The sequence below is a fragment of the Pseudomonas sp. JZ134 genome (assembly GCF_051027695.1).
Taxonomy (GTDB): Bacteria; Pseudomonadota; Gammaproteobacteria; order Pseudomonadales; family Pseudomonadaceae; genus Chryseomonas; species Chryseomonas luteola.
The window spans coordinates 2440303-2466210 of sequence record NZ_CP069250.1; the positions used below are offsets into that span (position 1 = coordinate 2440303).

27 protein-coding genes are annotated in these 25908 nt (G+C 50.8%); all 27 read right to left on the bottom strand.

Annotated features, from left to right (window positions below; all coding sequences use genetic code 11):
- Position 1: 1 nt before the first annotated feature.
- Positions 2–1138, bottom strand: a complete 1137-nt coding sequence (gene flhB / locus JQR86_RS11335; RefSeq protein ID WP_286788728.1) for a flagellar biosynthesis protein FlhB — start codon at positions 1136–1138, stop codon at positions 2–4.
- Positions 1139–1151: 13 nt separating this feature from the next.
- A complete protein-coding gene (fliR, locus tag JQR86_RS11340) occupies positions 1152–1928 on the bottom strand; it encodes a flagellar biosynthetic protein FliR (protein WP_150347631.1) in 777 nt (258 codons plus the stop codon).
- A 3-nt stretch (positions 1929–1931) separates the two neighbouring features.
- Positions 1932–2201 carry a flagellar biosynthesis protein FliQ gene (gene fliQ, locus JQR86_RS11345; RefSeq protein WP_010797931.1) on the bottom strand — a complete coding sequence of 90 codons (270 nt, stop codon included), beginning with the start codon at positions 2199–2201 and terminating at the stop codon, positions 1932–1934.
- Positions 2202–2214: 13 nt separating this feature from the next.
- Entirely contained in the window at positions 2215–2997 is a 783-nt protein-coding gene (fliP, locus tag JQR86_RS11350) for a flagellar type III secretion system pore protein FliP (RefSeq protein WP_434154899.1), read from the bottom strand.
- An 82-nt stretch (positions 2998–3079) separates the two neighbouring features.
- Complete coding sequence (fliO, locus tag JQR86_RS11355; RefSeq protein ID WP_010797929.1) at positions 3080–3493, bottom strand: flagellar biosynthetic protein FliO; 414 nt, start codon at positions 3491–3493, stop codon at positions 3080–3082.
- A 4-nt stretch (positions 3494–3497) separates the two neighbouring features.
- Positions 3498–3953 (bottom strand): flagellar motor switch protein FliN, encoded by a 456-nt coding sequence (gene fliN, locus JQR86_RS11360; protein WP_010797928.1) that lies wholly within the window; start codon positions 3951–3953, stop codon positions 3498–3500.
- A 67-nt stretch (positions 3954–4020) separates the two neighbouring features.
- Positions 4021–4992 carry a flagellar motor switch protein FliM gene (fliM, locus tag JQR86_RS11365; protein ID WP_010797927.1) on the bottom strand — a complete coding sequence of 324 codons (972 nt, stop codon included), beginning with the start codon at positions 4990–4992 and terminating at the stop codon, positions 4021–4023.
- 8 nt (positions 4993–5000) lie between these two features.
- Entirely contained in the window at positions 5001–5513 is a 513-nt protein-coding gene (fliL, locus tag JQR86_RS11370; protein WP_010797926.1) for a flagellar basal body-associated protein FliL, read from the bottom strand.
- Between the two features lie 159 nt (positions 5514–5672).
- On the bottom strand, positions 5673–6992 hold the full coding sequence (locus JQR86_RS11375; RefSeq protein ID WP_434153596.1) for a flagellar hook-length control protein FliK: 1320 nt from the start codon (positions 6990–6992) through the stop codon (positions 5673–5675).
- Between the two features lie 74 nt (positions 6993–7066).
- Positions 7067–7420 (bottom strand): Hpt domain-containing protein, encoded by a 354-nt coding sequence (locus JQR86_RS11380; protein ID WP_010797924.1) that lies wholly within the window; start codon positions 7418–7420, stop codon positions 7067–7069.
- Positions 7421–7845: 425 nt separating this feature from the next.
- Positions 7846–8292: a flagellar export protein FliJ gene (gene fliJ, locus JQR86_RS11385; protein WP_010797923.1), complete on the bottom strand. Its 447-nt coding sequence runs from the start codon at positions 8290–8292 to the stop codon at positions 7846–7848.
- A gap of 6 nt (positions 8293–8298) precedes the next feature.
- Complete coding sequence (fliI, locus tag JQR86_RS11390; protein ID WP_010797922.1) at positions 8299–9645, bottom strand: flagellar protein export ATPase FliI; 1347 nt, start codon at positions 9643–9645, stop codon at positions 8299–8301.
- Positions 9635–10417: a flagellar assembly protein FliH gene (fliH, locus tag JQR86_RS11395; RefSeq protein WP_010797921.1), complete on the bottom strand. Its 783-nt coding sequence runs from the start codon at positions 10415–10417 to the stop codon at positions 9635–9637. The genes fliI and fliH overlap by 11 nt, the downstream gene beginning before the upstream one ends.
- Positions 10418–10537: 120 nt before the next feature.
- Positions 10538–11551 carry a flagellar motor switch protein FliG gene (gene fliG / locus JQR86_RS11400; RefSeq protein WP_010797920.1) on the bottom strand — a complete coding sequence of 338 codons (1014 nt, stop codon included), beginning with the start codon at positions 11549–11551 and terminating at the stop codon, positions 10538–10540.
- The gene (fliF, locus tag JQR86_RS11405; protein WP_010797919.1) at positions 11538–13349 is read right to left on the bottom strand and encodes a flagellar basal-body MS-ring/collar protein FliF; all 1812 of its coding nucleotides are present in this window, start codon (positions 13347–13349) and stop codon (positions 11538–11540) included. The genes fliG and fliF overlap by 14 nt, the downstream gene beginning before the upstream one ends.
- 11 nt (positions 13350–13360) lie before the next feature.
- Complete coding sequence (gene fliE / locus JQR86_RS11410; protein ID WP_010797918.1) at positions 13361–13699, bottom strand: flagellar hook-basal body complex protein FliE; 339 nt, start codon at positions 13697–13699, stop codon at positions 13361–13363.
- Positions 13700–14026: 327 nt separating this feature from the next.
- The gene (locus JQR86_RS11415) at positions 14027–14395 is read right to left on the bottom strand and encodes a ComEA family DNA-binding protein (protein ID WP_434153599.1); all 369 of its coding nucleotides are present in this window, start codon (positions 14393–14395) and stop codon (positions 14027–14029) included.
- A 154-nt stretch (positions 14396–14549) separates the two neighbouring features.
- The gene (gene rfbD / locus JQR86_RS11420; protein WP_434153600.1) at positions 14550–15479 is read right to left on the bottom strand and encodes a dTDP-4-dehydrorhamnose reductase; all 930 of its coding nucleotides are present in this window, start codon (positions 15477–15479) and stop codon (positions 14550–14552) included.
- Complete coding sequence (gene rfbC / locus JQR86_RS11425) at positions 15476–16012, bottom strand: dTDP-4-dehydrorhamnose 3,5-epimerase (RefSeq protein ID WP_010797915.1); 537 nt, start codon at positions 16010–16012, stop codon at positions 15476–15478. Before rfbC ends, rfbD begins: the two co-directional genes overlap by 4 nt.
- Complete coding sequence (rfbA, locus tag JQR86_RS11430) at positions 16012–16893, bottom strand: glucose-1-phosphate thymidylyltransferase RfbA (protein ID WP_019365157.1); 882 nt, start codon at positions 16891–16893, stop codon at positions 16012–16014. The genes rfbC and rfbA overlap by 1 nt, the downstream gene beginning before the upstream one ends.
- Before the next feature lie 61 nt (positions 16894–16954).
- Positions 16955–18019, bottom strand: a complete 1065-nt coding sequence (rfbB, locus tag JQR86_RS11435; RefSeq protein ID WP_434153601.1) for a dTDP-glucose 4,6-dehydratase — start codon at positions 18017–18019, stop codon at positions 16955–16957.
- Positions 18020–18332: 313 nt separating this feature from the next.
- Positions 18333–20339, bottom strand: coding sequence for a polysaccharide biosynthesis protein (locus JQR86_RS11440; RefSeq protein ID WP_434153602.1), 2007 nt, complete (start codon positions 20337–20339; stop codon positions 18333–18335).
- Between the two features lie 313 nt (positions 20340–20652).
- Positions 20653–21684, bottom strand: coding sequence for an MraY family glycosyltransferase (locus tag JQR86_RS11445; RefSeq protein WP_434153603.1), 1032 nt, complete (start codon positions 21682–21684; stop codon positions 20653–20655).
- A gap of 68 nt (positions 21685–21752) precedes the next feature.
- Positions 21753–22706 carry a UDP-glucose 4-epimerase family protein gene (locus JQR86_RS11450; protein WP_434153604.1) on the bottom strand — a complete coding sequence of 318 codons (954 nt, stop codon included), beginning with the start codon at positions 22704–22706 and terminating at the stop codon, positions 21753–21755.
- A complete protein-coding gene (locus JQR86_RS11455; RefSeq protein ID WP_434153605.1) occupies positions 22703–23473 on the bottom strand; it encodes a glycosyltransferase family 2 protein in 771 nt (256 codons plus the stop codon). Before JQR86_RS11455 ends, JQR86_RS11450 begins: the two co-directional genes overlap by 4 nt.
- 12 nt (positions 23474–23485) lie before the next feature.
- Entirely contained in the window at positions 23486–24895 is a 1410-nt protein-coding gene (locus JQR86_RS11460; RefSeq protein ID WP_434153606.1) for a mannose-1-phosphate guanylyltransferase/mannose-6-phosphate isomerase, read from the bottom strand.
- 39 nt (positions 24896–24934) lie between these two features.
- A complete protein-coding gene (fcl, locus tag JQR86_RS11465; RefSeq protein ID WP_434153608.1) occupies positions 24935–25906 on the bottom strand; it encodes a GDP-L-fucose synthase in 972 nt (323 codons plus the stop codon).
- Positions 25907–25908 lie beyond the last annotated feature (2 nt).

A 25908-nucleotide genomic window follows, 5' to 3' on the forward strand; every position in this document is an offset into this window, starting at 1 on the left:
CCTACTCATCACGCCGTAAATCCGGCGGGATAGGTGGCTCATGCGGCTGTTCTGGACGCCGGCCTTGACCGGCCTTGTACTGCTTGAGCTGATAAACGTAGGCCAGTACTTGCGCCACAGCGATGTAAAGCCCTGCCGGAATCTCTCTATCGATATCAGTAGAATAGTACACTGCTCGCGCCAGGGCGGGTGACTCAAGCGTCGTAACGGCGTGCTCCTGGGCAAGCTCACGAATCTTCAATGCCACAAAGTCGCTACCCTTGGCTACCAGGATCGGCGCCCCACCGGTGGCAGCGTCATACTTTAGCGCCACAGCATAATGTGTTGGGTTGGTGATAATGACGTCGGCCTCTGGCACGGCGGTCATCATGCGACGTTGCGCCATTTCGCGCTGCATCTGGCGCATCCGCCCTTTTACTTCGGGCTTGCCTTCGCTGTCCTTGTATTCATCCTTGATCTGCTGCTTGGTCATCATCAGCTTTTTCTTGTTGCTATACCATTGGAACGGTACGTCAATAGCTGCGATAAGTAATAGTCCTAAAGACACCATCAACGCTGCATGTCCCGCCACTTTTATACTATGGATAATGGCACTGCCTAAAGGCTCCTTTGCAATGGACAGCAACGCATCGCGCTCAGACAAGAGAACCATGATAGCGATGGTTAGCAGCAGAACGAACTTGGCCAGCGCCTTGCCCAACTCCATCAGCGCATGGGTCGAAAACATGCGCTTGAGTCCTGAAAGAGGGTTCATTCGACTGAACTTGGGCTGAAGGGATTTGCTGGAAAACAAGAAGCCTCCCAGTGCAATCGGGCCAATAACGGCAGCCAGCACAAGGACGAGAAAAACCGGCATCATGCCCAGCATGGCGGCCTTGCCGGATGTTAGCAGCATGATCCCCATGTTCCGCTCATCCAGAACGGCTTCACGGTTTAGTGAAAAACTGCCACGCATCAAATCCAGTAACGCATCTCCCAGGATCGACCCAAACGCCAGAAGCGCTATGAGCCCCCCCATCACAACCGTCAGCGTGCCAAGCTCACGGGATCGGGGTAACTGCCCCTCCTCGCGCGCTTCCCGCTTACGTTTGTCGGTAGGTTCCTCTGTACGGTCTTCACTGCTGGATTCGTCCGACATGGCGACCTCCTGCCTATCGCGCTCGCACCAGCTCTCGGAGCCATTGCAGCGCTTCAGTGACTAATGATTCGTAGTGCGAAAAGATATCCGCTGTGCCAATCCAGATAATGATCAGACCCAGCGTTACGGTTAAGGGCATGCCAATGGAAAAAATGTTGAGTTGAGGCGCTGCGCGGGTCATTACGCCAAAAGCAAGGTTCACGACCAGCAGTGCCGTAATAGCAGGCAAGACCAGTAATACGCCAGCACCAAGCACCCAACTCAATTTACCGGCCAGCTCCCAAAAATGATCAACAGACAGCAACTGACCAACCGGTAGCGTGGTAAAGCTTTCTGCCAGGATTTCCATGACGATCAGGTGTCCGTTCATGGACAGGAACAGCAGCGTCACCAGTACGTTGAAGAACTGCCCCAGCACCGGCACCGAAATGCCATTGGCCGGATCGACCATTGATGCAAAGCTAAGTCCTGCCTGGGTGGAGAGTAGCTGCCCAGCAATCACGAAGACGTGAAAGAACAGCTGGAGGCTAAAACCCATCAGAGCGCCAATCAGGATCTGCTCTGCAATCAGCGGCAAGGCCTGTACGCTCACGGCATCGACCTGCGGCATGGGGGGCAGCGTAGGCACCAGCAGAGCGGTAAAGGCCAGCGCCATATAGAGCTTTACGCGCGCGGGAACCATGTTGGTCCCGATGATAGGCATCGTCATAAAGACGGCAGCAATACGGAACAGAGGCAGCAGGAACGTACCGACCCAGCCGCCAATCTGCGCATCACTCAGCTCAAGCATGATTTAACCAATCAACATCGGAACATTGGTGATCATGTTGCGCATGAACTCCATTAGCTCACGAGTAAGCCAAGGCCCCAGGACAATCAGCGTCAACAACGTGACAATCAGTCGAGGCAGAAAACTCAAGGTCTGCTCGTTGATCTGTGTAGCGGCCTGGAACATTGAAACCACCAGGCCCACCAGCAAGCTCGGCACGATCAGAATGCCCACCAGCAATGCCGTCAACCAGAGCGCTTGCCGAAACAGATCTACGGCTACTTCAGGTGTCATGGGTTATCTCCTCTTAGACAGTACCGAAGCTGCCAGCCAGCGTACCCATGATCAACGACCAACCGTCAACCAGCACGAACAGCATCAGCTTGAACGGTAACGAGATAATCATGGGTGATAGCATCATCATGCCCATCCCCATCAGCACGCTGGCCACCACCAGGTCAATTACCAGGAATGGAATAAAGATCATGAAGCCAATCTGGAAGGCTGTTTTCAATTCGGATGTCACAAAGGCCGGAACCACGATCGTCAGCGGCGCCTGATCAGGTGTGGCGATGTCTGTACGCTTGGATAGCCGCATGAACATGTCCAGATCGGATTGCCGGGTCTGCGCCAACATGAAGTCCTTGATTGGCCCCTCTGCCCGCGCAATTGCATCCTGAGCCGTCAGCTGCTCATTCATATAGGGCTGCAAGGCATCGTTATTGATGCGATCAAAGACCGGCGCCATGATGAACAATGTCAGGAACAGTGCCAGTCCGATCAACACCTGGTTTGACGGCGTTGTCTGCAAGCCCAGGGCTTGGCGGAGAATGGCGAATACAATGATGATCCGTGTAAAGCTGGTCATTAGCATGACAAACGCTGGAATGAAACTCAGCGCCGTCATGATCAGCAGAATCTGCAGGCTGACGGAGTACTCCTGCTGGCCGTTGGCGTTTGTACTCATGGTAATAGCGGAAATGGACAACGGATTGTTAGTCCCATTTTCCTGCCCAAACGCCAAAGGTGCCGCCAGTGCTACCAGCACAAGCAGGCAATTACGAAGCAAACGAAGATTGGATTTCAACAACGTCGTAAACACACCGCTTGTACCAGTCAGCACCAGTTCATTCTCCGCACCACTCGCGCGAAAGACTTCAATGAGTCGAATCTCATGACTTATCCTTTGGGTCGCGGCTGATCAGCTCGAAAAGCCGTTGAGCAAACTCAGGCGAAGCCGGTTGCTCATCGGCCAGGCGAACCGGTTCCTTCATCACATGCAAGGGAGTAATGCGCCCAGCCGTGAGTCCTACGAGTATTTGCTCCTGCCCTACCTGCACCAACACCAGCCTCTCTCGCGGCCCCAGATGCTGGGTAGCGACCAACTTGATAGCGTTATTGCCACGCGGCCCCACCTGCTGTACCCGACGGATAAGCCAGGCCAGCCCGAAGATCAGGCCAATAATCAGCAGCAGACCCAACACAAGCTGAGTCAGCTGCGATCCCATATTGGTTGACGGTGCAGCTGTTTCAGCCGCCTGGGAGACAAGCGGCAAGGTCGCCAGTAGAGCAATGAGCATTCGCATAAGGTCAGCGTAGTTTCTTGATACGTTCACTGGGGCTGATGACATCGGTCAGCCGGATACCGAACTTCTCGTTAACCACCACCACCTCGCCGTGAGCAATCAAGGTACCGTTGACCAGTACATCGAGCGGCTCTCCCGCCAGGCGATCAAGCTCGATAACCGAGCCCTGATTCAGTTGTAGCAGGTTCCGGATGGAAATGTCGGTATGGCCGACTTCCATCGAAATCATGACAGGAATGTCCAGAATCACATCCAGGTTCGGACCTTCCATACCTGTAATCTGCTGATTGTTACCTTGGATCCCGGCAAATTCTTCTACAGGCGCGCGAGAGGCCGGGTTCGAGCCCTGAGCCATCATCGCATCGATTTCATCCTGATTGGAGTCGCCTGCCTCTGCCATCGCCGCGGCCCACTCATCAGCCAGAGCCTGTTCTTCGCTGTTGGTGTTTTGATCTGCCATCTTAACCTCAATCTAAAACGGTGAGCCTACGGCTCGAAAGAAATAAAAGCATTCAGTCAAAATCGCGTCAGCGAGAGTTCTTGACCGGTTCAATGATTTGCAAGGCCAGGTTTCCTTTACGAGCCCCCATCTTTACTTTGAAAGTTGGCATACCATTGGCGCGCATCAGCATTTCCTCCGGCATCTCAACCGGAATTACATCGCCAGGCTGCATATGCAGGATGTCACGTAGCCTGAGCTGACGACGCACCACCGTCGCTTCCAGCGGTACACGGATATCCAGAAGGTCCTCGCGCATAGCCTTGACCCAGCGCTCGTCCTGATCATCCACATCCGACTGGAAGCCGGCGTCCAGCATTTCGCGGATAGGCTCGATCATTGAGTATGGCATGGCGATATGCAGCTCACCGCCACCGCCATCCAGCTCGATGCTGAACGAGCTGACCACTACCACCTCGTTCGGACTGACAATATTTGCCATGGCCGGGTTGACTTCGGAGTTGATGTACTCGAACTGACACGCGAGCATTGCGCCCCAGGCCTCTTTAAGGTCAACGAAGCACTGGTCAAGCACCATGCGTACAACACGCAGCTCGGTCGGCGTAAACTCACGACCTTCAATCTTGGCGTGACGGCCATCGCCACCAAAGAAGTTGTCTACCAGCTTAAACACCAACTTGGCATCCAGAATAAACAGTGCCGTACCACGCAAAGGCTTGATCTTCACCATGTTCAAGCTGGTCGGTACATACAGCGAGCGAACATACTCACCGAACTTCAAGACCTGCACACCCCCTACGGACACGTCAGCCGAGCGACGAAGCAGGTTGAACATGCTGACCCGGGTATAGCGGGCAAAGCGCTCGTTGATCATCTCCAATGTCGGCATGCGGCCACGGACGATACGATCCTGGCTAGTCAGGTCATACCCTCTGACCGAGCCTGTAGGCGCGATAGGATCCGTTTCGACAAGACCATCATCGACGCCGTGAAGAAGCGCGTCGATTTCATCCTGAGACAGTAAATCTTGTACAGACATGGCAATCCCTATTGCAGGACGAAGTTAGTAAACAAAACCTGCTCGACCGTAGGTTGACCCACCTGCTTCTGAGCAAGCTCCTGAATCTTGGAAGTTGCCTGTTGACGCAGCAATTCCTTGCCGACCGGCGTCAATAAGGCGTCATAACTCTGGGCAGAAAGCAGCATGACCAGTTGATTGCGTACCTGGGGCAAATGAGCCTTGAGTTCATCCATCTTTGCCTGATCGCGTCCCATCAGCGCCACACCCACCTGCATATAACGCTGCCTGCCGTTCACATTGAAGTTGACCACAAAAGACGGCGTTAATTTTTCGTAGATGGCAGGCAGCCGGACAGGAGTGGTGGGCTCCGCCTTTGCGGCCTCGGCATCATGAACCTTCTTGTTCATGATGAACCATGTTGCACCTACCGAAGCCCCTATCGTCAACAACAATGCGACCACGATAATGATGATGAGCTTGAGCTTGCCTTTGCCAGCGGGTTTGGCCGCGTCATCAGCCGCTTGTTCTTTCTTGGCCATGCTTACATCCGTAATTGAGTGAACCGCCTACAGCCCTAAAACGCAGAGGGAATAACAGCAGTTTTGTTGATACATTCATCTTTAGCCAATCGCTTGAGGCGTAGCCGTCAGATTCGCCCTTGGTAAGACGGACCTCATCACCTGCGGGAGGCGTCCCGGTCAAGCGTAGAAGTCCACCACTCCATCATTTCTCTTTATTGTGTGCGCTACCGTCTCACTTGAGGTACCTGCCACTTCATCAATCGCACGATCTTCGCTACCTGACCCAGTATTCGAAGACCGTCGCCCTCCGGTTCCCGTGTCCTGCTGTGCGGCCTGCCAGTTACGATGCGCTGATTGATCCGAGACGTTTACATCAAGCGTCATCCCCTGCTGCACGAACATGTCTCGCAAGCGATGAGACTGGTTGTCGAGTGCATCACGAACATCCGCATGCGGACTAGCAAAAGTGACCTGAGCCTGGTCGTTAGTCATATCGATACGAACTTCAAGACGCCCCAACCCGGCCGGTTCGAGCCGAATGTCAGCACTCCTGAGGTTCTGACTCGACATCCACATGACTCGATCAATTACACCTTCATGCCAGTCGGACTGATTCATTGCCAGCGGTTGACCCGGCACTGTAGGCGCAACGGGACGAGCCGTCTGCACAGGCGTTCCCATTGTCTGGGACAAGCTATTCAGCTTGTCTGCAAAGGTATCGTTTCGACCGTCAGGCAAGGCCCTATCATCGATATCTTTTAACCCCTGCAATGCTTCAAGGGCGGCCTCACCCTCAGTAGGCTGACTTTGAGTGGCCGCAGCCAGAAGAGCACTTACAACCTCGGCCTGTTTAGAGGAGCCTTGACTTGTATTGGCCTGAGCAGTGCCAGATGCTGTATCGGTAGTCTGAAGTAGCTTACTACCGGCCTGGGCCAGCAGCTGGCCAGCAGTCTCATCAGAAGAGGCAGCCTGGCCATTCGAGGAAGCCACCTGATCCAGCCCCTGTGGAAGCGCTGACGCAATACCCGATGTCAGCGTATCTTCCGTCAGGGACGTCAAAGAGCTGACAGCGTTTGAAACTGGCAAAGGCGCCACTTCCGTAGGCAGGGTTCCAGTCATGCCAAGCAGCAATAACGGGTCCAGCTGCGCGTCTGGAACAGAGGCGTGCTCATCGGCTACCGGCAAGGCCTTGCCGCTATCGGCAGATCCAGAGGTCTCTTTCTGCTTTACGTCTGAGGAAACAGACTCGCCAGTCTTGCTGTCGTTAACCTTGCTATCGTGACGCGATGCGGAAGCCTCGCGCTTCACGGACTTTGGATCCGCATCGCGAGTACGCACCTCATTACGAGCAGGCTGCTGCTCTTTGGCATAAACATCCGAGAAACGTGGGGTATCGCTGCGAGTTGACTCAGCGGGCTTGAACGGCGCTTTGAACGCGGTCTTGGCCGAGCTGATATCAGGCGTCGACGACAAAATGAAGTCAGAGGCGACAGCCATAAAATTGCTCCAGTTAAGGTATCTGGAGCTAGAGAAGCAAACGCTGGGCCAGCTTTAAGAAAAACGGCTGAAAATCACGCGTGCCGTTGCCGTTCCGACTTGAACAGAATGCGCACAATGGCAAACTCGCGTTGAACGCTTTCGATCTTTTCATCTATAACGGACAAGGGAGCGTTTCGACGGGCAGCTTCCTCCAAGTCCCGGCAAAGATTTGTCAGAACGACGGCGCCCATGTTACTGGAACTTCCCTTGAAGCTGTGAGCCACATGCCGAAGCTGTACCAGCTCCTGTTCGGCATAGGCCTCCTTCAACGCACGGATACGCTCTTCCGAGTCGGAAATATAGGTGTCGAGCAGATTACCGTACTCGTCCTCCATAATTTCCTGCAGGGCAAGCAGAGTATCGGTATCTAAGTGTGGCAATGACATGGTAGGACTCACTCATCAGGCCAAAGATGCCAGACGAAATGGCAAAGTAACATGAGGATGAAACGTAAGAGCTCTGCTACACAACGCTGACATATCAAGCCCTCCGTTAGGAGTTAGGTTAAACAAACCTTCTGTCAGTGCGATTTTGGCAAAGCTGGCACTCTAATGGCACCCCTGGAACACAATAATTTGTTCTAAAGCGCTCATTACTACCGTTTATATCAGTGGACTTACGCTGGAAGGCGCTCTGGTAATTGCTCTTTTACCAGACTTTGGAAGGTAAACATAAGCCTGACGTCAAAATTCCAGCGAATGAGCAACAGAGGATCTATGTTGCTGGAAAATTGGCTGCCAACCGTCAGGACCTCTTTTAGAAGGTTTGGCAGGAAATAAAGAGGGCCAGCAAAACGGCTGGCCCTTTTTCCTTACATCCGAACCCGTTGCAAAAGCCGTTGGGAAAACTCATCCATCTGCTTCTGCTCTCGCTTGTCCTCAACCAGCCGCTGTTCCTGGCGATATTTCTCTACCAGCTTTTTCAAACCTTCCAAGCGTGCGTATCGTTGCTGCCAGGATTGGCGTGCCTTTTCGACAACATCGCGGTGCCAGTTAGTGCTCCGCTCCTGCTGCGCAATGGCATCCTCCAACTGACTGAGGAAACGCTGATAACCGATCATCCACTGGCCTGACACACCCTGACTTCCCGCATTCAGCCATTGCTTGTGGTAATCGTCCCGGTAGCGCTGCAGGTCAGCAAGTTTTTGCTCTGCCTGCATCAGTTGTGTCTGACACTTACCTAATTGCCGAGCAGCGTCCCGCTCCTCCTGCTCACTCATGTCTATCACTGGGGTCAACCGCTCAGCACGACCTTTCATGATTCATCAGCTCTCCAGCAATACGCCTAGATTTTGCCCGCTCTGCTCGAGCGACTCGCTTTCATTCAGTCCTTGGCGCAAGTACTGCTGCATCGCAGGGTAGCGCTTGATTGCCTGGTCAGTTTCAGGATCGCCGCCTGGTACATAGGCGCCCACACTGATCAAATCGCGGCTTTGCTGGAAGCGAGACCACAACTGTTTCATACGCTGGGCATTACGCAAATGCTCAGGACTTACGACCTGCGGCATCACTCGGCTGATCGACGCTTCAATGTCAATGGCAGGGTAATGACCTTCTTCCGCCAGACGACGGGACAAAACAAAGTGACCATCCAGCACCCCTCGCGCCGCATCAGCGATCGGGTCCTGCTGATCATCACCCTCTGACAGTACAGTGTAGAACGCCGTGATAGAACCACCGCCCTTTTCAGCATTACCCGCGCGCTCCACCAAGCTGGGCAGCTTGGCAAACACGGATGGCGGATAACCCTTTGTCGCTGGCGGCTCACCAATAGCCAGTGCGATTTCACGCTGAGCCTGTGCATACCGGGTCAGAGAGTCCATCAGCAACAGAACGTTTTTACCCTTGTCACGAAAGTACTCTGCAATACGTGTGCAATACATGGCTGCACGCAGACGCAGCAGAGGCGCATCATCCGCTGGCGAGGCAACAACGACGGAACGCTTAATGCCCTCTTCGCCCAAGATGTGCTCGATAAATTCCTTAACCTCACGACCCCGCTCACCGATCAGCCCGACAACGATGATGTCCGCCTTGGTAAAGCGGGTCATCATGCCAAGCAGCACGCTCTTACCAACACCAGTACCGGCAAACAGTCCAAGACGCTGACCGCGTCCTACCGTCAACAAACCATTGATACTACGTACACCAACATCAAGCGGCTCATGAATAGGCTCGCGCTTGAGCGGGTTGATGGTCGGACCGTCGATCGGCACCCAATCCTCGGCGCGCATCCGCCCTTTGCCATCGAGGGCATTACCTAACCCATCGAGCACACGCCCTAACATCGACATTCCCATAGGCAGGCGTCCGGTATCAGGCAGAGGCACGACACGCGCCCCAGGGGCAATACCTGCCAGACTGCCAATCGGCATCAAAAAGGTTCTATCACCTGAAAACCCCATGACCTCGGCTTCTACCTGAGCATGTTGGTAGGTACCGCCATTGATGACCCGGCAGCGACTTCCGACTGCAGCACGCAAGCCTTCTGCCTCAAGCGTCAAACCTACCATGCGCAGCAGACGCCCTTCGATTACGGGCTCACCCGGGAGGCTTACCGCGTCAATATAACCACCCAGTCGACGCTGGAAACTCAGGCGATCAAGATGCATCAGCAGCATCCTCCAAAGGAATATGCAGGTCGGGGTCGGCAGGCTGTGTAGCCTGATGGCGTTGCTGTTCCATAATCTGCGTCAGTGCCTGAGCCAGTCGCGTTTCGATACTTGCATCGATTACGCTGTTCTCGCTTTCGATACGGCAACCACCCGGCAGCAGATTTTCATCTTCCAGCAACTTCCAACGCTCATCGTGCCGATCACGCAGGGCCTTCACCAAATCGAAGTCCTGCGGGTTGAGATGAATGCGGATATTCTCAGCCCCCATGGGCAGAAGCTTCAGCGCCTCACGCAGGATACGTTGCAGCTGCGTAGAATCGTCTTTTAACTCACGCTGGATCACTTGTTTGGTGACATGCTCAACCAGACGAACCAACGCCTGCTCCAGCTCGCGATCCTGCTGGGCGATTGGCTCGAGCAGCTGCTCCATAACGATTTCCAGACTTCGCAGCTTGGCTGTCAATGCTACTTCAGCCTCTTGCCGCGCTCTTACCTGCCCGGAGTGAAAACCATCGCGCTCACCGGCAGTGAAGCCTTCGTTGTAAGCCTCTTGCCGAATGGCCTCCAGCTCTTCCAACGTCAACGGCTTGACTTCCTCTACCGGAACGTCTTCAACGGTGACGGTTTCCTCTTCCGCTGCTTCCGGCTCTGGATCAGGCTCAACGGCCACGTCTTCAACATGGTTGCTATCCAGATCAGGCAAAAGCCATCGCTCGAAGATACTGACTTCCTTCGCGCGAATCAGATCGCTAGCGTCCTCTTTGTTCATGACTCACCTGACAGAAAAGCTACGGTATGCCAGATAGATAGCAAAGCTTGGGCCAACTCAGAATAAAAAAGCCCGACCACTGCAAATACACAGTGACCGGGCTCGAAACCACTTGGTGATTTACACCATTTCTTCGCCGCCCTTGGCACCCAGGACGATCTCGCCAGCCTCAGCCATACGGCGGGCCACTGCGATAACTTCTTTCTGCGCCCCCTCTACCTCGGAGATACGAACCGGGCCGCGGGACTCCAAATCATCACGCAGCAACTCGCCTGCACGCTTGGACATGTTACGGAAGAACTTGTCCTTGATCCCGTCATCTGCGCCCTTGAGCGCCAGGACCAGGATATCGGACGAGACTTCACGCAGCAGCGCCTGAATACCCCGATCATCCACATCGACCAGGTTGCCGAAGACAAACATAAGGTCTTCGATCTGAGCAGACAGCGCATCGTCCACTTCGCGAATAGCGTCCATGAGCGGAGCCTCAACCGCGCTATCCAAGTAGTTCATGATGTCGGCTGCACGCTTCACGCCACCCAGCGTCGTACGGGCGGAGCTTGCACTACCCGAGAACTGCTTCTCCAGAATCATATTCAATTCTTTCAGTGCTGCTGGCTGGACCGTATTCAGCGAAGACACCCGCAGGATAATGTCCAACCGAATCTTCTGATCAAAATGCGCCAGAACTTCGGCAGCCTGATCCGCATCCAGGTAAGCCACTACAATCGCCTGGATTTGTGGGTGCTCGTAACGGATGACATCCGCGACCGCACGAGGCTCCATCCACTTGAGGCTATCCAGGCCACTCGTATTACCACCCAGTAGGATCCGGTCGATCAGACCGTTAGCCTTGTCTTCGCCCAGGGCCTGGGTCAGCATCTTGCGGATATAACCGTCAGTGCCTACACCCAGGCTGGTCTGCTCACCTACCACTTCGATAAAGTTGCCCAGTACATGCTCGGCCTGGTCACGACTGATGTTACGCACTTGAGCCATCGCAGTACCGACGCGCTGTACTTCTTTCGGGCCCAGGTGACGCAGGATCTGGGCAGCGTCTGCCTCACCCAGGGAGAGCAGCAGAACAGCGGCTTTATCGACATTGCTCATGCTGTTGAATTCACTCGTCGGCATTGATCCAGTCCCTCACAACTTGGGCAACCAGGCCCGGGTCTTCAGTCACCAATTGCTTGATGGCATTGAGTTGTACTTCGTAGTTTTCGCTAGGTCCAGGCAACATCAGCGCTGCAGGACTTGCCAGACTTACCTTGTCATCGGCCAGATCACCACCACTCAGGCCGCCCGCTCCACTACCCGCCAGATCGCCAGCACCACCCATACCATCAGCCAGTGCCAAGTCCTTACTCTTGTTGGTACCTGCCAGGTTGTTCAGAACAGGGCGCAGGACACCAAACACCAGGACCAGGATAAACAGCACACCCAGACCTTGCTTAACGACATCCCAGAACCAGGGCTGCGAGTAGAAGGGGATACTTTCCACATCATCAGCAGCGATCGGAGCAAAGGGAGCGTTGATCACGCTAACACTATCACCACGACTTGCATCGAAACCTACCGCGTCTTGCACCAGGCGAGTAAAGCGAGCCAGGTCATCCGCACTCCAGGGCGTATGACTTACCTGCCCTGTCGCTGCATCCAATTTCACTTGATCATCCAACACTACCGCTACAGAGAGACGACGTACTCGACCTTGCTGCTGGCGGGTGTAGCTGATACTGCGATCCAACTCATAATTACGTGTGCTTTGGTCACGCTTGTCTGTCGGATAAGGCACTGTCGCCGGCAGACCTGTCTTCGGGTCAGTAATGAACTGATCATTAGGGTCACGAATCAGCTGACCCGGCGCCGTAAAGTTGGTACCCGCTGCCGCTGTTGCGTTCTCAGGTGCAGTGGCTGGTCCAGGCGGCTGGTTCGACAAGGCTCCCGGCACACCCTGCGGCCCACCGCCGGCAGTTTGACGCTGTTCGGTATTGATCTGCTCGCTGCGCAGTGCAGGCTGATCAGGGTTAAACTGCTCGGACGTTGACTCAACCGCATTGAAATCTACATCTGCCGATACTTCTGCCTTGAAGCGACCGTTTCCTACGATTGGCTGCATCATGTTTTGCACACGTTGAGTCAATGTGCTTTCGATGCGGTTCGTATAATCCAGCTGCTTACCTGCAACACTGAACTCAGACTGGTTCAGCTGATCCGACAAGAGCTGTCCCTTCTGATCGACTACCGTTACCTGAGACTTCGTCAACTCTGGAACACTGGTAGCAACCAGATTAACGATCGCCATTACTTGCCCAGTTTCCAAGGTACGGCCTGGATACAACTCGACCAGAACCGAAGCCGTCGGCTTACGCTCATCCCGTACGAATACAGAACTCTTCGGAATCGCCAAATGAACACGTGCACTTTTAATGCCATTCAAGCTGGCAATCGTACGAGACAGTTCACCCTCAAGGCCGCGACGGTAATTTGCCGCTTCCATGAATTGGCTGGTTCCCAGAGGCTGCTCCTTGTCCAACAGCTCGAAACCAACGATACCGTCAGTAGGCGCTACGCCAGCGCTGGCCATTTTCAAGCGAGCACGGCCCAGATCGTCCGCCTTTACCAACAAGGCACCGGTATTAGGATCAACCTTGTAGTTGATATCGGCTGAAGTCAGCGCTTCAACTACCTGATTGGCATCCAGGCCTGACATACTGCCATACAAGGGGCGGTAATCAGGCTGCTGTGACCACAGCACTACTGCAAACCCTAAGGCAACGCTGGCAGCCAAGCCAACCATAAGGCCTACTTGACGCAAGATCGGCATTTCAGACAGGTTGTCTAGAAAGCCCAGGCCCGGAAAAGGCTTCTTGGATGCGCCAGAGGCGTCTACCTTAGCGGGAACCTGATTATTGAGGGCGGTGTCGGCCATTCAATCTATCCTCAGATAGGCATCTGCATAATGTCTTGGTAGGCCTGGACCATCTTGTTACGGACTTGGGTCATGGCCTGGAAGGAAACGCTAGCTTTCTGCGAGGCAATCATGACTTCCGTCAGATCAACGCCGCCTTGACCAAGCTCGAACGCTGTGGCCATCTCATTGGAAACCTTTTGCGTCTCGTTGACTTTACGGACAGCCTGTCCAAGTAAATCCGGAAAGCTGGGAACATTTGCAGCACCCTCAACACCGACAGGGCTCGCAACGGGCTTTCGCGCCATTGCCTCTGTCTGCATGGAGCGCATCTCCAGCATTAAACGATTGAACTCAACACCTTGAACCATTTCACCCTCCAACCAGCGCGGATTTTTGACGCCGCGCTTTTAGCTATACCTTGATGTAGCAATGGCGATGCCAAGTTTTGTCTGTCAGCTGAAATTGGCTAACTGAACCGGCTTGGCGCCAGGTTTCAATCACTATCAAGGTAAGAGCAATTAACAGGCCAGAAAGGTTTTTGGGTGAGAACCGCTTGGCCTTAGGCTGAGGCCAAGCGCCTAGTTAAGGTGATGGTTTGGACACCTTGGAAGAAATGCAACTAGTAAGATGCGGCTGGATAACTGTTTTGTGCCAAAAGAATAACTCCGGCTGGTTGGCTACCAGCACCGCTTTTGTCAATTGATTGTCAGGACGTCAGAATTCTTTTCCCAGATTGCAGGGCCGATGCCCTTAACTTCTATCAACTCGTCAACAGCCTGAAACGGGCCATGCGCATTCCGATAGTCAACAATCGCTTTTGCTTTGGCAGCTCCAACACCTTTAAGTCTTTTGTCCAGCGTAGCGGCATCTGCCGTGTTGATATTGACCTTACTGGAAAAAACAGGCCCAGAGGATCTGGACACCTCTGTAGAGGTCCGGGCGATAGGTACAGGTTTGGGTAACTGATAATGCAGCGGATCACCGTACGTTTCAGCATAGGCAACAGAAGTGAGCGTAAAAAGAGTAAAACAGACGGCAATACGAAATAATAGAAGTGCGCGCATAAATAGACATCCTTTTCCAAGCGCATAATTGACGTTCAACTACAGAAGAGTTTGAGCCTGTATCCTTGGCCTCACTCGAAATTAAATGCATATGCTACCAACCACTCACGCCTTATCAGAAAGGCTAACTACTGGCAGCATCACATTATTAACGTTACGCACTTACCTGATTGGGTGCATTCTTTGCGTGAGCAGCAGTTACAGCTATTAATGCATTAAGGGAGTCATTAACCCCTGTCTTCCAATCGCTCGGGTCAACACCAAACCGTTTCTTGAGTAGCGTGCTGTCTAGTACCGAATAGGAAGGACGACGCGCTGGGGTAGGAAAATCAGCTGTCGTAATCCCGTTTACCTTGGGAAGCTTATTGATAATTCCCTTCTCAAGCGCAACATCAAGAATATACCGCGCGAACCCACACCAGGTAACAGCATCGCTGCCCCCATAGTGATAGAGACCAAATAACTGGGAGTCATCAATAGTAGCGATACGATGAGCCACCAACAGTAAAGCATCGGCAATATGCCCTGCGTAAGTGGGCGTCCCTTGCTGGTCGTCCACCACCTGTAGCTTGTCTCGCTCCGAGGCCAGGCGGAGCATGGTTTTCATGAAGTTATTTCCATGCTCGCTAAACACCCAAGCCGTTCTCATGATGACATGATTCGGACAGGCATCCTGAATACGGTACTCACCTTCCAACTTGGTCGCCCCATATACACCTGACGGCCCCACGGGGTCATCAGGTGTATATGGAACAGAAGCATCACCCGAAAATACATAGTCGGTAGAAATATGTAATATCGAACAGCCGTGCTCATGGCAAAGCTTGGCTAACGTAGCAGGACCCTTGATATTAGCGCGTGCCGCTACATCAGGCTCCATTTCCGCCTTGTCCACTGAGGTATAGGCTGCAGCGTTTATCAGCACAGATGGTTTGAAACGCTGCAGGTGCTCGGCCACAGAGCGCTCATCTGCAATGTCCAACGTGGCACGACCATGCGCTTCCCACGCCAAGTCACTGCGCTTCAAGCGATCAATCAGGCATTGTCCTACCTGACCATTTCCCCCTGCGACCATGACTCTCATTTATAAAGCTCCACCAAGCGTAGGCCTTGAGCATCCTTGGCTGACAACTGAGGATCAGAGATCTTCCAGTCAATACCCAGATCAGGATCATTCCAGATCAAGCATCCCTCGGCGGAAGGATCATAATAGTCAGTACATTTGTATTCAAAATCCGCTGTCTCAGAAAGTACAACGAAACCATGAGCAAGCCCTGGCGGGATCCAAAGCTGCCGCTTGTTGTCCTCAGAAAGGATTTCCGCAACCCAGCGACCAAACGTAGGCGAGTCTTGGCGGATATCAACAGCCACATCCAACACTTCGCCCTTTACGCAACGAACGAGCTTGCCTTGCGGACGGCTGCGCTGAAAATGCAGGCCACGTAATACACCTCGCGTTGAGCGTGAATGATTGTCCTGCACAAAAGGCAATGTTATGCCAGCCAGCTCTGCATAGCGATCGGCTTGAAACGTTTCTAGAAAGAATCCCCGCGAGTCGCCAAAGACTCGCGGTTGAATGATCTTTACGTCTGCAATGATCGTATCGATCACTTCCATCATCGATCTCCTGCAATCAAGCGGGCCAGATATTGACCATAGCCTGTCTTGCTCAAGGCCTCGGCCTGCAGTGCTACCTGCTCGCGAGTAACCCACCCCTTCTGAAAGGCAATCTCTTCAAGGCAAGCAACCTTGAGACCCTGACGCTTTTCAATGGTCTGGACAAAATGCCCAGCCTCTAGCAACGCATCATGAGTCCCGGTATCAAGCCAAGCGAAGCCGCGGCCAAGAACGGAAACATTCAGATCGCCGCGACGCAAATACTCATTATTGACATCGGTAATTTCAAGCTCACCGCGCGGTGACGGCTTGATATTGGCTGCAATCTCAAGTACGTCGTTATCGTAGAAGTAAAGACCAGTCACTGCATAGTTGGACTTAGGCTTTTTAGGCTTCTCCTCGATACTGATGGCCTTGCCATTTTCATCGAATTCAACGACACCGAAACGCTCTGGATCAGCCGTGTAATAACCAAATACCGTTGCGCCCTGTTCACGTGTCGAGGCACTTACCAATGTCTGAGTAAAGCTTTGACCATAGAAGATGTTATCGCCGAGGACCAAACAAACATTATCGTCACCCACAAAATCAGCGCCGATAATGAACGCCTGAGCCAATCCATCAGGGCTTGGCTGCTCGGCGTAACTCAGCTTGATGCCAAACTGGCTGCCATCGCCAAGCATACGCTGAAAACCTGGCAAGTCCGTTGGTGTGGAAATAATTAGTATTTCCTGAATACCTGCCAGCATCAGTACAGACAATGGGTAGTAAATCATCGGCTTGTCATAGACAGGCAGAGACTGCTTAGAAACACCTAGTGTGATGGGATGCAAACGGGTACCCGAACCGCCCGCCAATAATATCCCTTTATACTTTTTCATTACGCGTCCCTCTCAATCGATAGGCTTAAGGATCTAAATACAAATTAACCCTGGCTGAAAATTAAACAGCTTCACCCAATCGCTCGAGACGGTAAGCACCAGAAAGAACGCGCTGCCACCAGGAACGGTTGTTGAGGTACCACTGGACTGTCTTGCGAAGCCCTGTTTCAAAGCTTTCCTGCGGAACCCAACCAAGCTCCGACTCAATCTTGCTGGCATCAATTGCATAGCGCAGGTCATGGCCTGGGCGATCTTTCACGAAGGTAATCAAGTCGCGGTAGGCTGTGATACCAGCTGGCTTCTCAGGCGCCAACTCTTCGAGCAAATCACAAATAGCTTCTACCACTTCCAGGTTACGCTTTTCGTTATGTCCGCCAATATTATAGGTCTCACCTACAACACCTTTGGTTACAACGGCGTAGAGCGCACGGGCATGGTCTTCAACGAATAGCCAATCGCGGATCTGCGAGCCGTCACCATATACGGGTAACTGCTTGCCATGTATGGCGTTCAGAATAACGTGGGGAATCAACTTCTCCGGGAAGTGGAACGGTCCATAGTTATTCGAGCAATTAGTGATCAGCACCGGCAATCCATAGGTGCGTCCCCATGCGCGTACCAGATGATCACTGCCCGCCTTGCTGGCTGAATAGGGAGAGCTTGGCGCATAAGGTGTCGTTTCGGTAAACAAGTCATCCGTACCGTGCAGGTCACCAAATACCTCATCGGTAGAGATATGATGGAAACGGAATGCTTGCTTGGCTCCGCCCTCAAGACCAGACCAATAGGCACGGGCTACCTCAAGCAATGTGCCCGTACCAAGTACATTGGTACGAATGAACTCAGCTGGCCCCTCAATGGAGCGATCAACGTGAGATTCAGCAGCCAAATGCATTACTGCATCTGGTTTAAAAGAGGTAAATACTATTTCTAGAGCAGTCTTATCGCAGATGTCGACCTGATGAAATTCGTACCGATCGGACGTTGAGACTTCGCTCAAAGACTCCACATTGCCTGCATAAGTCAGCTTATCAATGTTAGCAACGTGACAATCGGTTTCATTGATTAGAAAGCGGACCACTGCAGACCCAATGAATCCCGCACCACCTGTTACCAGAACTTTCATCCTGAACCTGCCTGATAGTTAAACTTCCCGCACGATAGATCCCATAGAGAACTAGCTGCAGAAAAACACAATGGAAAACTTACCGACCCGAGCTTTTCGCAGCCTGCAAGCGGCATCATTACACAGCAACAACGTACTGCATGACTCGTCACTGCTTTGTGTTGCGACGAAGACTCGAGTTAAACAGCTTTGATGAGAAAAAGTTCCAAGCCTAGGAAAAGCTAGAAGGTTAATGTGGACAGGGTCAAAAAACGACAGGTAGACGTGAAAGCCTACAAGATAGGAGAACTTAAGAAATTAAGAATAGCCTGAATCAAGCATCATGCCGACGCTGGAGATGTATCCAGTCTACAAGATCCCCTTCTGGAACATAACCATCTACCGTTTCACGAAGCAATTGGCGCACACGTGGATAATCATCACGCGCTACTGCAGCCGTAAGCTCAGTCAAAACCAGCTTGTACTCTTCCCAAGGAACATAACTCTCATTTGCACGCATAATCATAGGATGGTCGGTAGGACTGACATTGTCACCAATCAACAGCTCTTCATAAAGCTTCTCGCCTGGCCTTAACCCTGTAAACTCGATAGCTATATCCCCATGAGGGTTCTTTTCCGAGCGTACAGTCATACCTGATAAATTAATCATCTTTTCAGCCAGCTTTACGATCCTGACAGGTTCGCCCATATCTAGCACAAACACATCCCCTCCTTCCCCCATTGAGCCCGCTTGGATGACCAGTTGAGCCGCCTCTGGAATCGTCATAAAGAAGCGAGTGATATTGGGATGAGTAACGGTGACTGGTCCGCCCTTATGAATCTGAGTTCGGAACAGTGGGATAACCGAACCTGATGATCCAAGCACATTACCGAAGCGGACCATAGTGAATCGCGTTGCATTGAGTCGGTGTACGCCTGCCTTATCACCATAAAGTACTGGTGCAGGTTCCTGGCTTAGCGCTTGCAGTACCATCTCAGCCAACCGCTTAGTACTACCCATTACATTTGTTGGGCGCACCGCTTTGTCAGTTGAAATAAGCACGAAATGCTCTACGCCCGCCCGGATAGCAGCCTGCGCTGTATTAAGTGTACCGAGCACATTATTAAGCACACCCTCTGCAATATTGTGCTCGACCATTGGCACATGCTTATAAGCAGCTGCATGATAAATAGTATTGACCTTCCATATTTTTAAAACGTGTGAAAAATGCTCAGCGTTACGGATTGATCCTAAAACGGGAATAAGATTGACGGGTAAAGATTCTCTCTCAATAGCCTGTTCTAATTCACGATGAATGCTGTAAAGGTTGAACTCGGAATGTTCAAACAAAAGTAATGATACAGGCCCTTGCCCTAAAATCTGGCGACATAATTCCGAGCCAATCGAACCACCCGCCCCTGTAACCAGTACCACCTGATCACGAATACACCGTTCAAACAGTTCCTGCCGAGGTGCTACTTGATCACGACCAAGCAGGTCTGCAATATCCACCTCTTGAATATCATCAACCTTAACTTTACCGCTGGCTAGGTCATTAATACCCGGAACAGTGCGAACATGCAGCGGAAACGGCTCAAGCTGGGCCAATACTTCCCTTCGCCGAGCGCGTGTTGAAGATGGGATTGCAAGCAGAACTTCTTCCGCCCCCGTTTCATTTATCATTTGTTGAATATGTTTAGGGCTATATACCTTTAACCCAGCGATTACGCGACATGCAATACTTTTGTCATCGTCAATGAAAGCCACTGGACGCATCGCTCGGCCAGCACGCAGCGCTGCAACTAGCTGATTCCCCGCCGAGCCGGCACCGTAAATAGCAACTCGGGGTAATCCTTTTTGCTGACGCATGAAGGGTACGCTTGTCAATGCGATATACCAATCACCCAAGAAATACTGTCGCATAGACAGACGCAGCCCACCAATCATAAATAGGCTTAACCACCAAAAATTGAATACCATTGATCGAGGCACTACTTCCGGCTTGCTTTGATACCAATAAATGATCAGTGACAAGACCAACACTGATAGAGTAACGGCTTTAGCAATAGCTATTAGCGCATCGTTTCCCAAATAGCGCATCACTGCACGATACATTCCGAAACGGATGAAGAAGGGAATGCATACAATTGGTGTAATGCCAAAAAGCCAGGCATGCCCATCAAAAGGCTCGATCATTTTCGATGATCCAAGACGAATATAAAAAGCCAACCAAAGCGCAAGCCAAATAAGTACTAAGTCTGCTGCAATTTGAATTACTCGCTTTTGCCGCCGCGGCAACTTAACGAGTAGCTCCCTTAATTTTGGCTTTTGATTGAACACAGCGCTTTTCGTCCTTCATCAATTCGTCAGACGGTGCATAGACCTACATTACAAACATATCCACTAATATTTTAGCCGACACGCCTATTACACAACCCACTATTTTAACAGATACTACTCTTAACTAAGAGCGAAACAAGCAAAGTGCAATACTTATTATTAAGATTATATATCAACTTTCAACCCTTCTCCCAAGCCCAGCATAGTAATGACTTTTTACAGCCTTCTGTTTGCCTTTTTATCTTTTCTGAACTGCTCAACTCCTCATTCCACTCAACTAACCGACAGCATAGTCTCAACGGTTTGAAGCCATCTAAATTAATGCTTCGCCTTCTTGCCCACCTGCACGATACTTAATAGCAAGCACTACCAAAGGTAGGTAAGCTAAGACCAGTCCTATTAAACCCTCAACATGGCCTAGCCCAGCAGCAAGAGCGATTGGAGTAAGCCACAATATGTTGATAAGGAGTACTGCAGTCGTAACAGGTAGATGACGTCCATAGAGGCGGGAAGCGTATTGGTAGGCATGGCTCCGATGCGCCTCATAGATTTTGTCACCACGTAAAAGTCGGCGAAATAAGGTATAGGTTGCATCAACAATGAAGACACCTAGCAAGATCAGCCAACTCCAAAGCCATTGGGAATCAAGCCAACCGGCTTGTAAAGATAAAGCACCGAGCATAATACCAAGAAAGCCGCTCCCCGCGTCGCCCATGAAAATCTTTGCAGGCGGAAAATTCCATGCTAAGAACCCGACTACTGCCGCGGCCAGGACAAACGGTAGTATCCAAGCTGGCTCGCTATTACTATGTGAAAGAATTGTTAGCAGAACCCCGCCAAGACAAACACAGATAGCTTCCACGCTTGCGATGCCATCAATACCGTCCATGAAATTATATAAATTCAGTAGCCAAACCAAATAAAGCACGCCAATTACGTATCCAAACGCTCCTAAATCTACAGCCCAACCGAACAGCTCTAATGGCGGCACTCCCCCTAACCAGAATAACAACCATAAAGATCCAGCAAAATGTCCTAATAAGCGCCAGCGTGCAGCAATGTGCCCGTGGTCGTCGAAAAACCCAAGAACGGCAATCCCTGCTCCTGCCCCCAATAAGCCCAGCGATAAGTCCCTAGAGATAACGTTTAAAAACCAAAGCACGACTACAGCCAATAAAGAGGCTATTACAATCGCTATCCCTCCACCTCGTGGCGTAGGTACCGAATGGGAGCTTCGCGCATTGGGTATATCTATAATGCTACGCGCCAGAGCATAACGACGTAGTCCACCAGTCAATAGCCAGGAGGCGCTACATGTCATCAGCGATAACCACAGAAATTTCATTAAGCCCTCAATCAATTATCATTCTTTAGCGCTACCAAATGGCACTTAGCCCATTCTTTTTTACGGCATCAACTGTGTTTCTCCAGAAAGCGTTCTGCCGTTTTTTTTAAAGCCTTGTCAACTGAAATTATAGGCGACCATTGTAGTAGGTCTTTTGTTTTACTGATGTCAACCTGTAATGAACCGCAAAGACGTTGCGCTACGGCCCTTTTACCAAGAGCTCTAGCGCTAAATTCAAGAAAAGCCTCAGGAACTGGGACCAACCAAGCTGGCTTGTTTAGTGCTTTTGCTAAGCGTCGCAACAGACATGATGTAGAAAGATCCTCATCATCGCTTACCAAAAAGGTCTGGTTTGCTGCAGCAGGATGATCAATGCAAGTAGCAATAAGGTCTACTAAATTATCCAGTGCAACAAGACTACGCTTGTTATGAACAGATCCAAGGGGTAGCGGGATACACCGATTAAGCCATAGCATCATGCTATGAAAATTTGCTTTTACCCCTGGCCCGTATACCAAGACGGGCCGGATGACAACAACTTCTAAATCAGTAGCTTCCGCTATAGCTTTCAAGCCGGCTTCAGCCTCCATTTTAGAGAGGCCATAGGGGTCAGCAGGGTTAGGCATATCATCTGCTCTATAAGGACTTTCATCTGTCGGTCCATCCCCATTCACCTTGATAGAGCTAAGAAAAATAAATCGCCGCACCCCCGCCCTGCTAGCCTTTTGTGCCAGATGTAACGTTGCTTCTACGTTAGCCTTACGGAATTCAGCCAGGGGATCGGCTGCCTTATCCTGCATGATGTGTACTCGAGCACCGCAGTGGATAATTGCGTCAAAGCTCTGTAGGTCAATCGCCGTCAAGCTCAGCAGATTTTCCGCATAAATTGATTCTATGTTTATAGAATTTCTTACTGGGTTACGAATAAGTGCTATTGGTTGATATTTTCCTGCTCGCTCAAGCTCTTCAAGGACTGCTGACCCAATAAACCCGCTGGCACCTGTTACTAGAACCCGCCTCATTCCGTGTTTCCTTTAGGACGACGCATTAACTCCAGTAGCTTGAACGGCATTTTAGAAAGGACCATTAAAAGATTGGTGTAAATGCCATTCCGCCGACAGGCATCCACAATCTCTCGATTTAACCGAACACTACTTCTAAGGCCAGACGTACTAATACCACCGGCACGCATTCGCACTAGTACTGCATCTATGCGAGTCCAAGAAAGCTTATTTACCAACAGCAACCTTACAAACATTTCATAATCAGCCGATATTCGAAGATCTAAAGAATACTCGCCAGCTATGTCATAAGCGCACTTTCGGATAAACGTGGCCGGATGTGGGGGCATCCAACCAAAACGCAGCTTCCACGGTTTAAAATGAGCCGCACCGTAAAACCGTACAATTCGTTTTAGATTCTCAGGCATTACAAACACAACATCTCCAAAAACAATATCAGCGGCAGGCGTTACTCGAAACACATTAACTACCTGTGATATTGCATCATGACTTTCGTAGAAATCGTCTGAATTTAGTATACCGACAATTTCACCGGTGCAGGCCCTGATGCCTTTATTCATTGCATCATAAATACCTTTGTCCGGCTCGGAAATAATGCTTGCGATACGATCTTCATATTGCTTTATAATGTATAAGGTGTCGTCACGAGACCCACCGTCTATAACAATATATTCAATATCAGAATAATTTTGAGAAAGGACGGACTCGATTGTATCCTTGATAGTTTCAGCACTATTGAAGCAGACCGTAATGATAGAAACTTTCATTGCTTCGCCCAATCATATACGACCATAAACATCCTCCAAACGAACAATATCATCTTCCCCTAAATATGAGCCTGACTGAACCTCAATTAATTCCAACGGAATTTTTCCAGGATTTTCTAGACAATGTATTTCGCCGACAGGAATATATGTTGACTGATTTTCGGTTAGCAACATTGTCCTTTTACCAACAGTAACTCGTGCCAAGCCGCTTACCACGACCCAGTGCTCGGCTCTATGGTGGTGTTTTTGTAAAGACAGTCTGGCTCCAGGCTTAACAGTGATGCGCTTTACTTGATAACGCTTACCTTGGGCTACAGCGTCATAACTTCCCCAAGGTCGATGTACTTCACAATGGTTTAGATGCTCGTGTCGCTTATCATTTTTAAGATGCTCAACAATTTTCTCCAGATCCTGCGTATGGTCCTTATGCGCAACAAGCACTGCATCTTTAGTCTCGACTACCACAAGATCTGATACACCTAATGCTGCAACAAGACGACTATCAGAACTAATGTAAGTGTTATGACAGTCTTGAGCGAGCGTGTCACCCTGTAAGACATTCCCTTTTTTGTCTTTTTCGTATATTGCCCACAGCGCCGACCAGGATCCAACATCGCTCCAGCCTGCATCCAGCGGTACTACTGCAGCTGCAGATGTTTGCTCCATAACCGCATAATCAATAGATTCGCCTGGACATTCAGCAAATGCCTCTTCATCAATCCGAATAAAATCGAGATCACAACACCCTTGAAGAAGGGCACGCTGACACGCAGCTAATATACGCGGCTGTAGTAGCTCCAGCTCTTCTAGATAACGACCGGCACTGAACATAAATATGCCGCTATTCCAAAGGTAGTTCCCGTCTTCGACATAAGACTTCGCCTTGACAAGGTCAGGCTTTTCAACGAAACGGCGTACGAAAAAGCCATTATCATCCAGTATATCGCCCCGCTCGATATACCCATATCTGGTTTCAGGATAGCTAGGCACAACGCCAAAGGTAACTAATAGGCCATCGCGCGCCAGACTTTCTGCCCTCACAACTGCCTGCTGAAAAGCATTCGCGTCCATGATCATATGATCCGCTGCTAACACTAACATCATGGCGTTTGGATTCTGCTGAGCTAGGCACAGTGCCGCTAAGGCAATAGCAGGTGCGGTATTACGTCCGCAAGGCTCGAGGATAATAGTGGCATTATCAATGTTAATTTGCCGCAACTGCTCAGCTGCTAGAAAACGATGTTGTTCATTGCAAATAATTAATGGAGCCTCTATAGCAAGCCCATCGAGCCGGAGCAGCGTCGCCTGAAGCAGAGTGGCACTGTCATTACCAAATGACAAAAACTGTTTAGGGTTCAATTGACGCGATATTGGCCAGAGCCGTGTACCACTGCCGCCAGCCATTACTACAGGATAAAGCATTACTTCTTCCTAAAAGAGAAAAGCGGCACTTGTGGCAGATCAGCCTCGTACACTTTCAATATTATCCAGGAACCAACGATAGGTATCATGCAAGCCATCTTCAAGTTCAATAGAAGCCTTCCAACCCAACGCATTCAAACGAGAGACGTCCATTAATTTACGCGGTGTACCGTCTGGCTTAGTAGAGTCGAATGTTAACTGCCCTTTAAAACCTGTCACCTTAGCAATAGTCACGGCAAGTTCACGAATTGTACAGTCACGACCGGTACCGACGTTAATGTGAGACAGCATTGGCTGCGTGTTAGCCTGATAAATCACATGATCTAAATTCATAACATGGACACTAGCAGCAGCCATATCATCGACATGCAAGAACTCTCGCATTGGATTACCGCTGCCCCAGATGATGACCTCATTGTCGCCACGCTGTGTTGCCTCATGGAAGCGACGCAGCAGAGCTGGAATGACATGGCTATTTTCTGAATGGTAGTTGTCGTACGGGCCGTATAAGTTGGTTGGCATCACGCTTCGGTAATCCCGACCATATTGGCGGTTATAGCTCTCACATAGCTTGATACCAGCAATTTTAGCAATTGCGTAAGGCTCGTTAGTTGGCTCCAATGTCCCAGTCAAAAGAGCATCCTCACGCATTGGCTGCTCGGCATATTTGGGATATATACACGAAGAACCAAGAAATAATAGCTTTTGCACATTACATCGATGTGCTGCATGAATAACATTGGCTTCGATTATCAAATTTTCATAGATGAAATCGGCGGGATATATATTATTAGCGTGGATACCCCCCACCTTGGCAGCCGCTAGGTATATCTGGTCTATCCTTTGCTCATCAATGAAACAACGCACAGTATTTTGGTTCAATAGATCTAACTGATCGCGCCCTGCCGTTATGATTTCACAAGTACCTAAGGCTTTAAGCTTGCGCACAATTGCAGAGCCGACCATGCCACGATGGCCAGCTACGAAAATACGTGGTAAAAACGTATCCATAA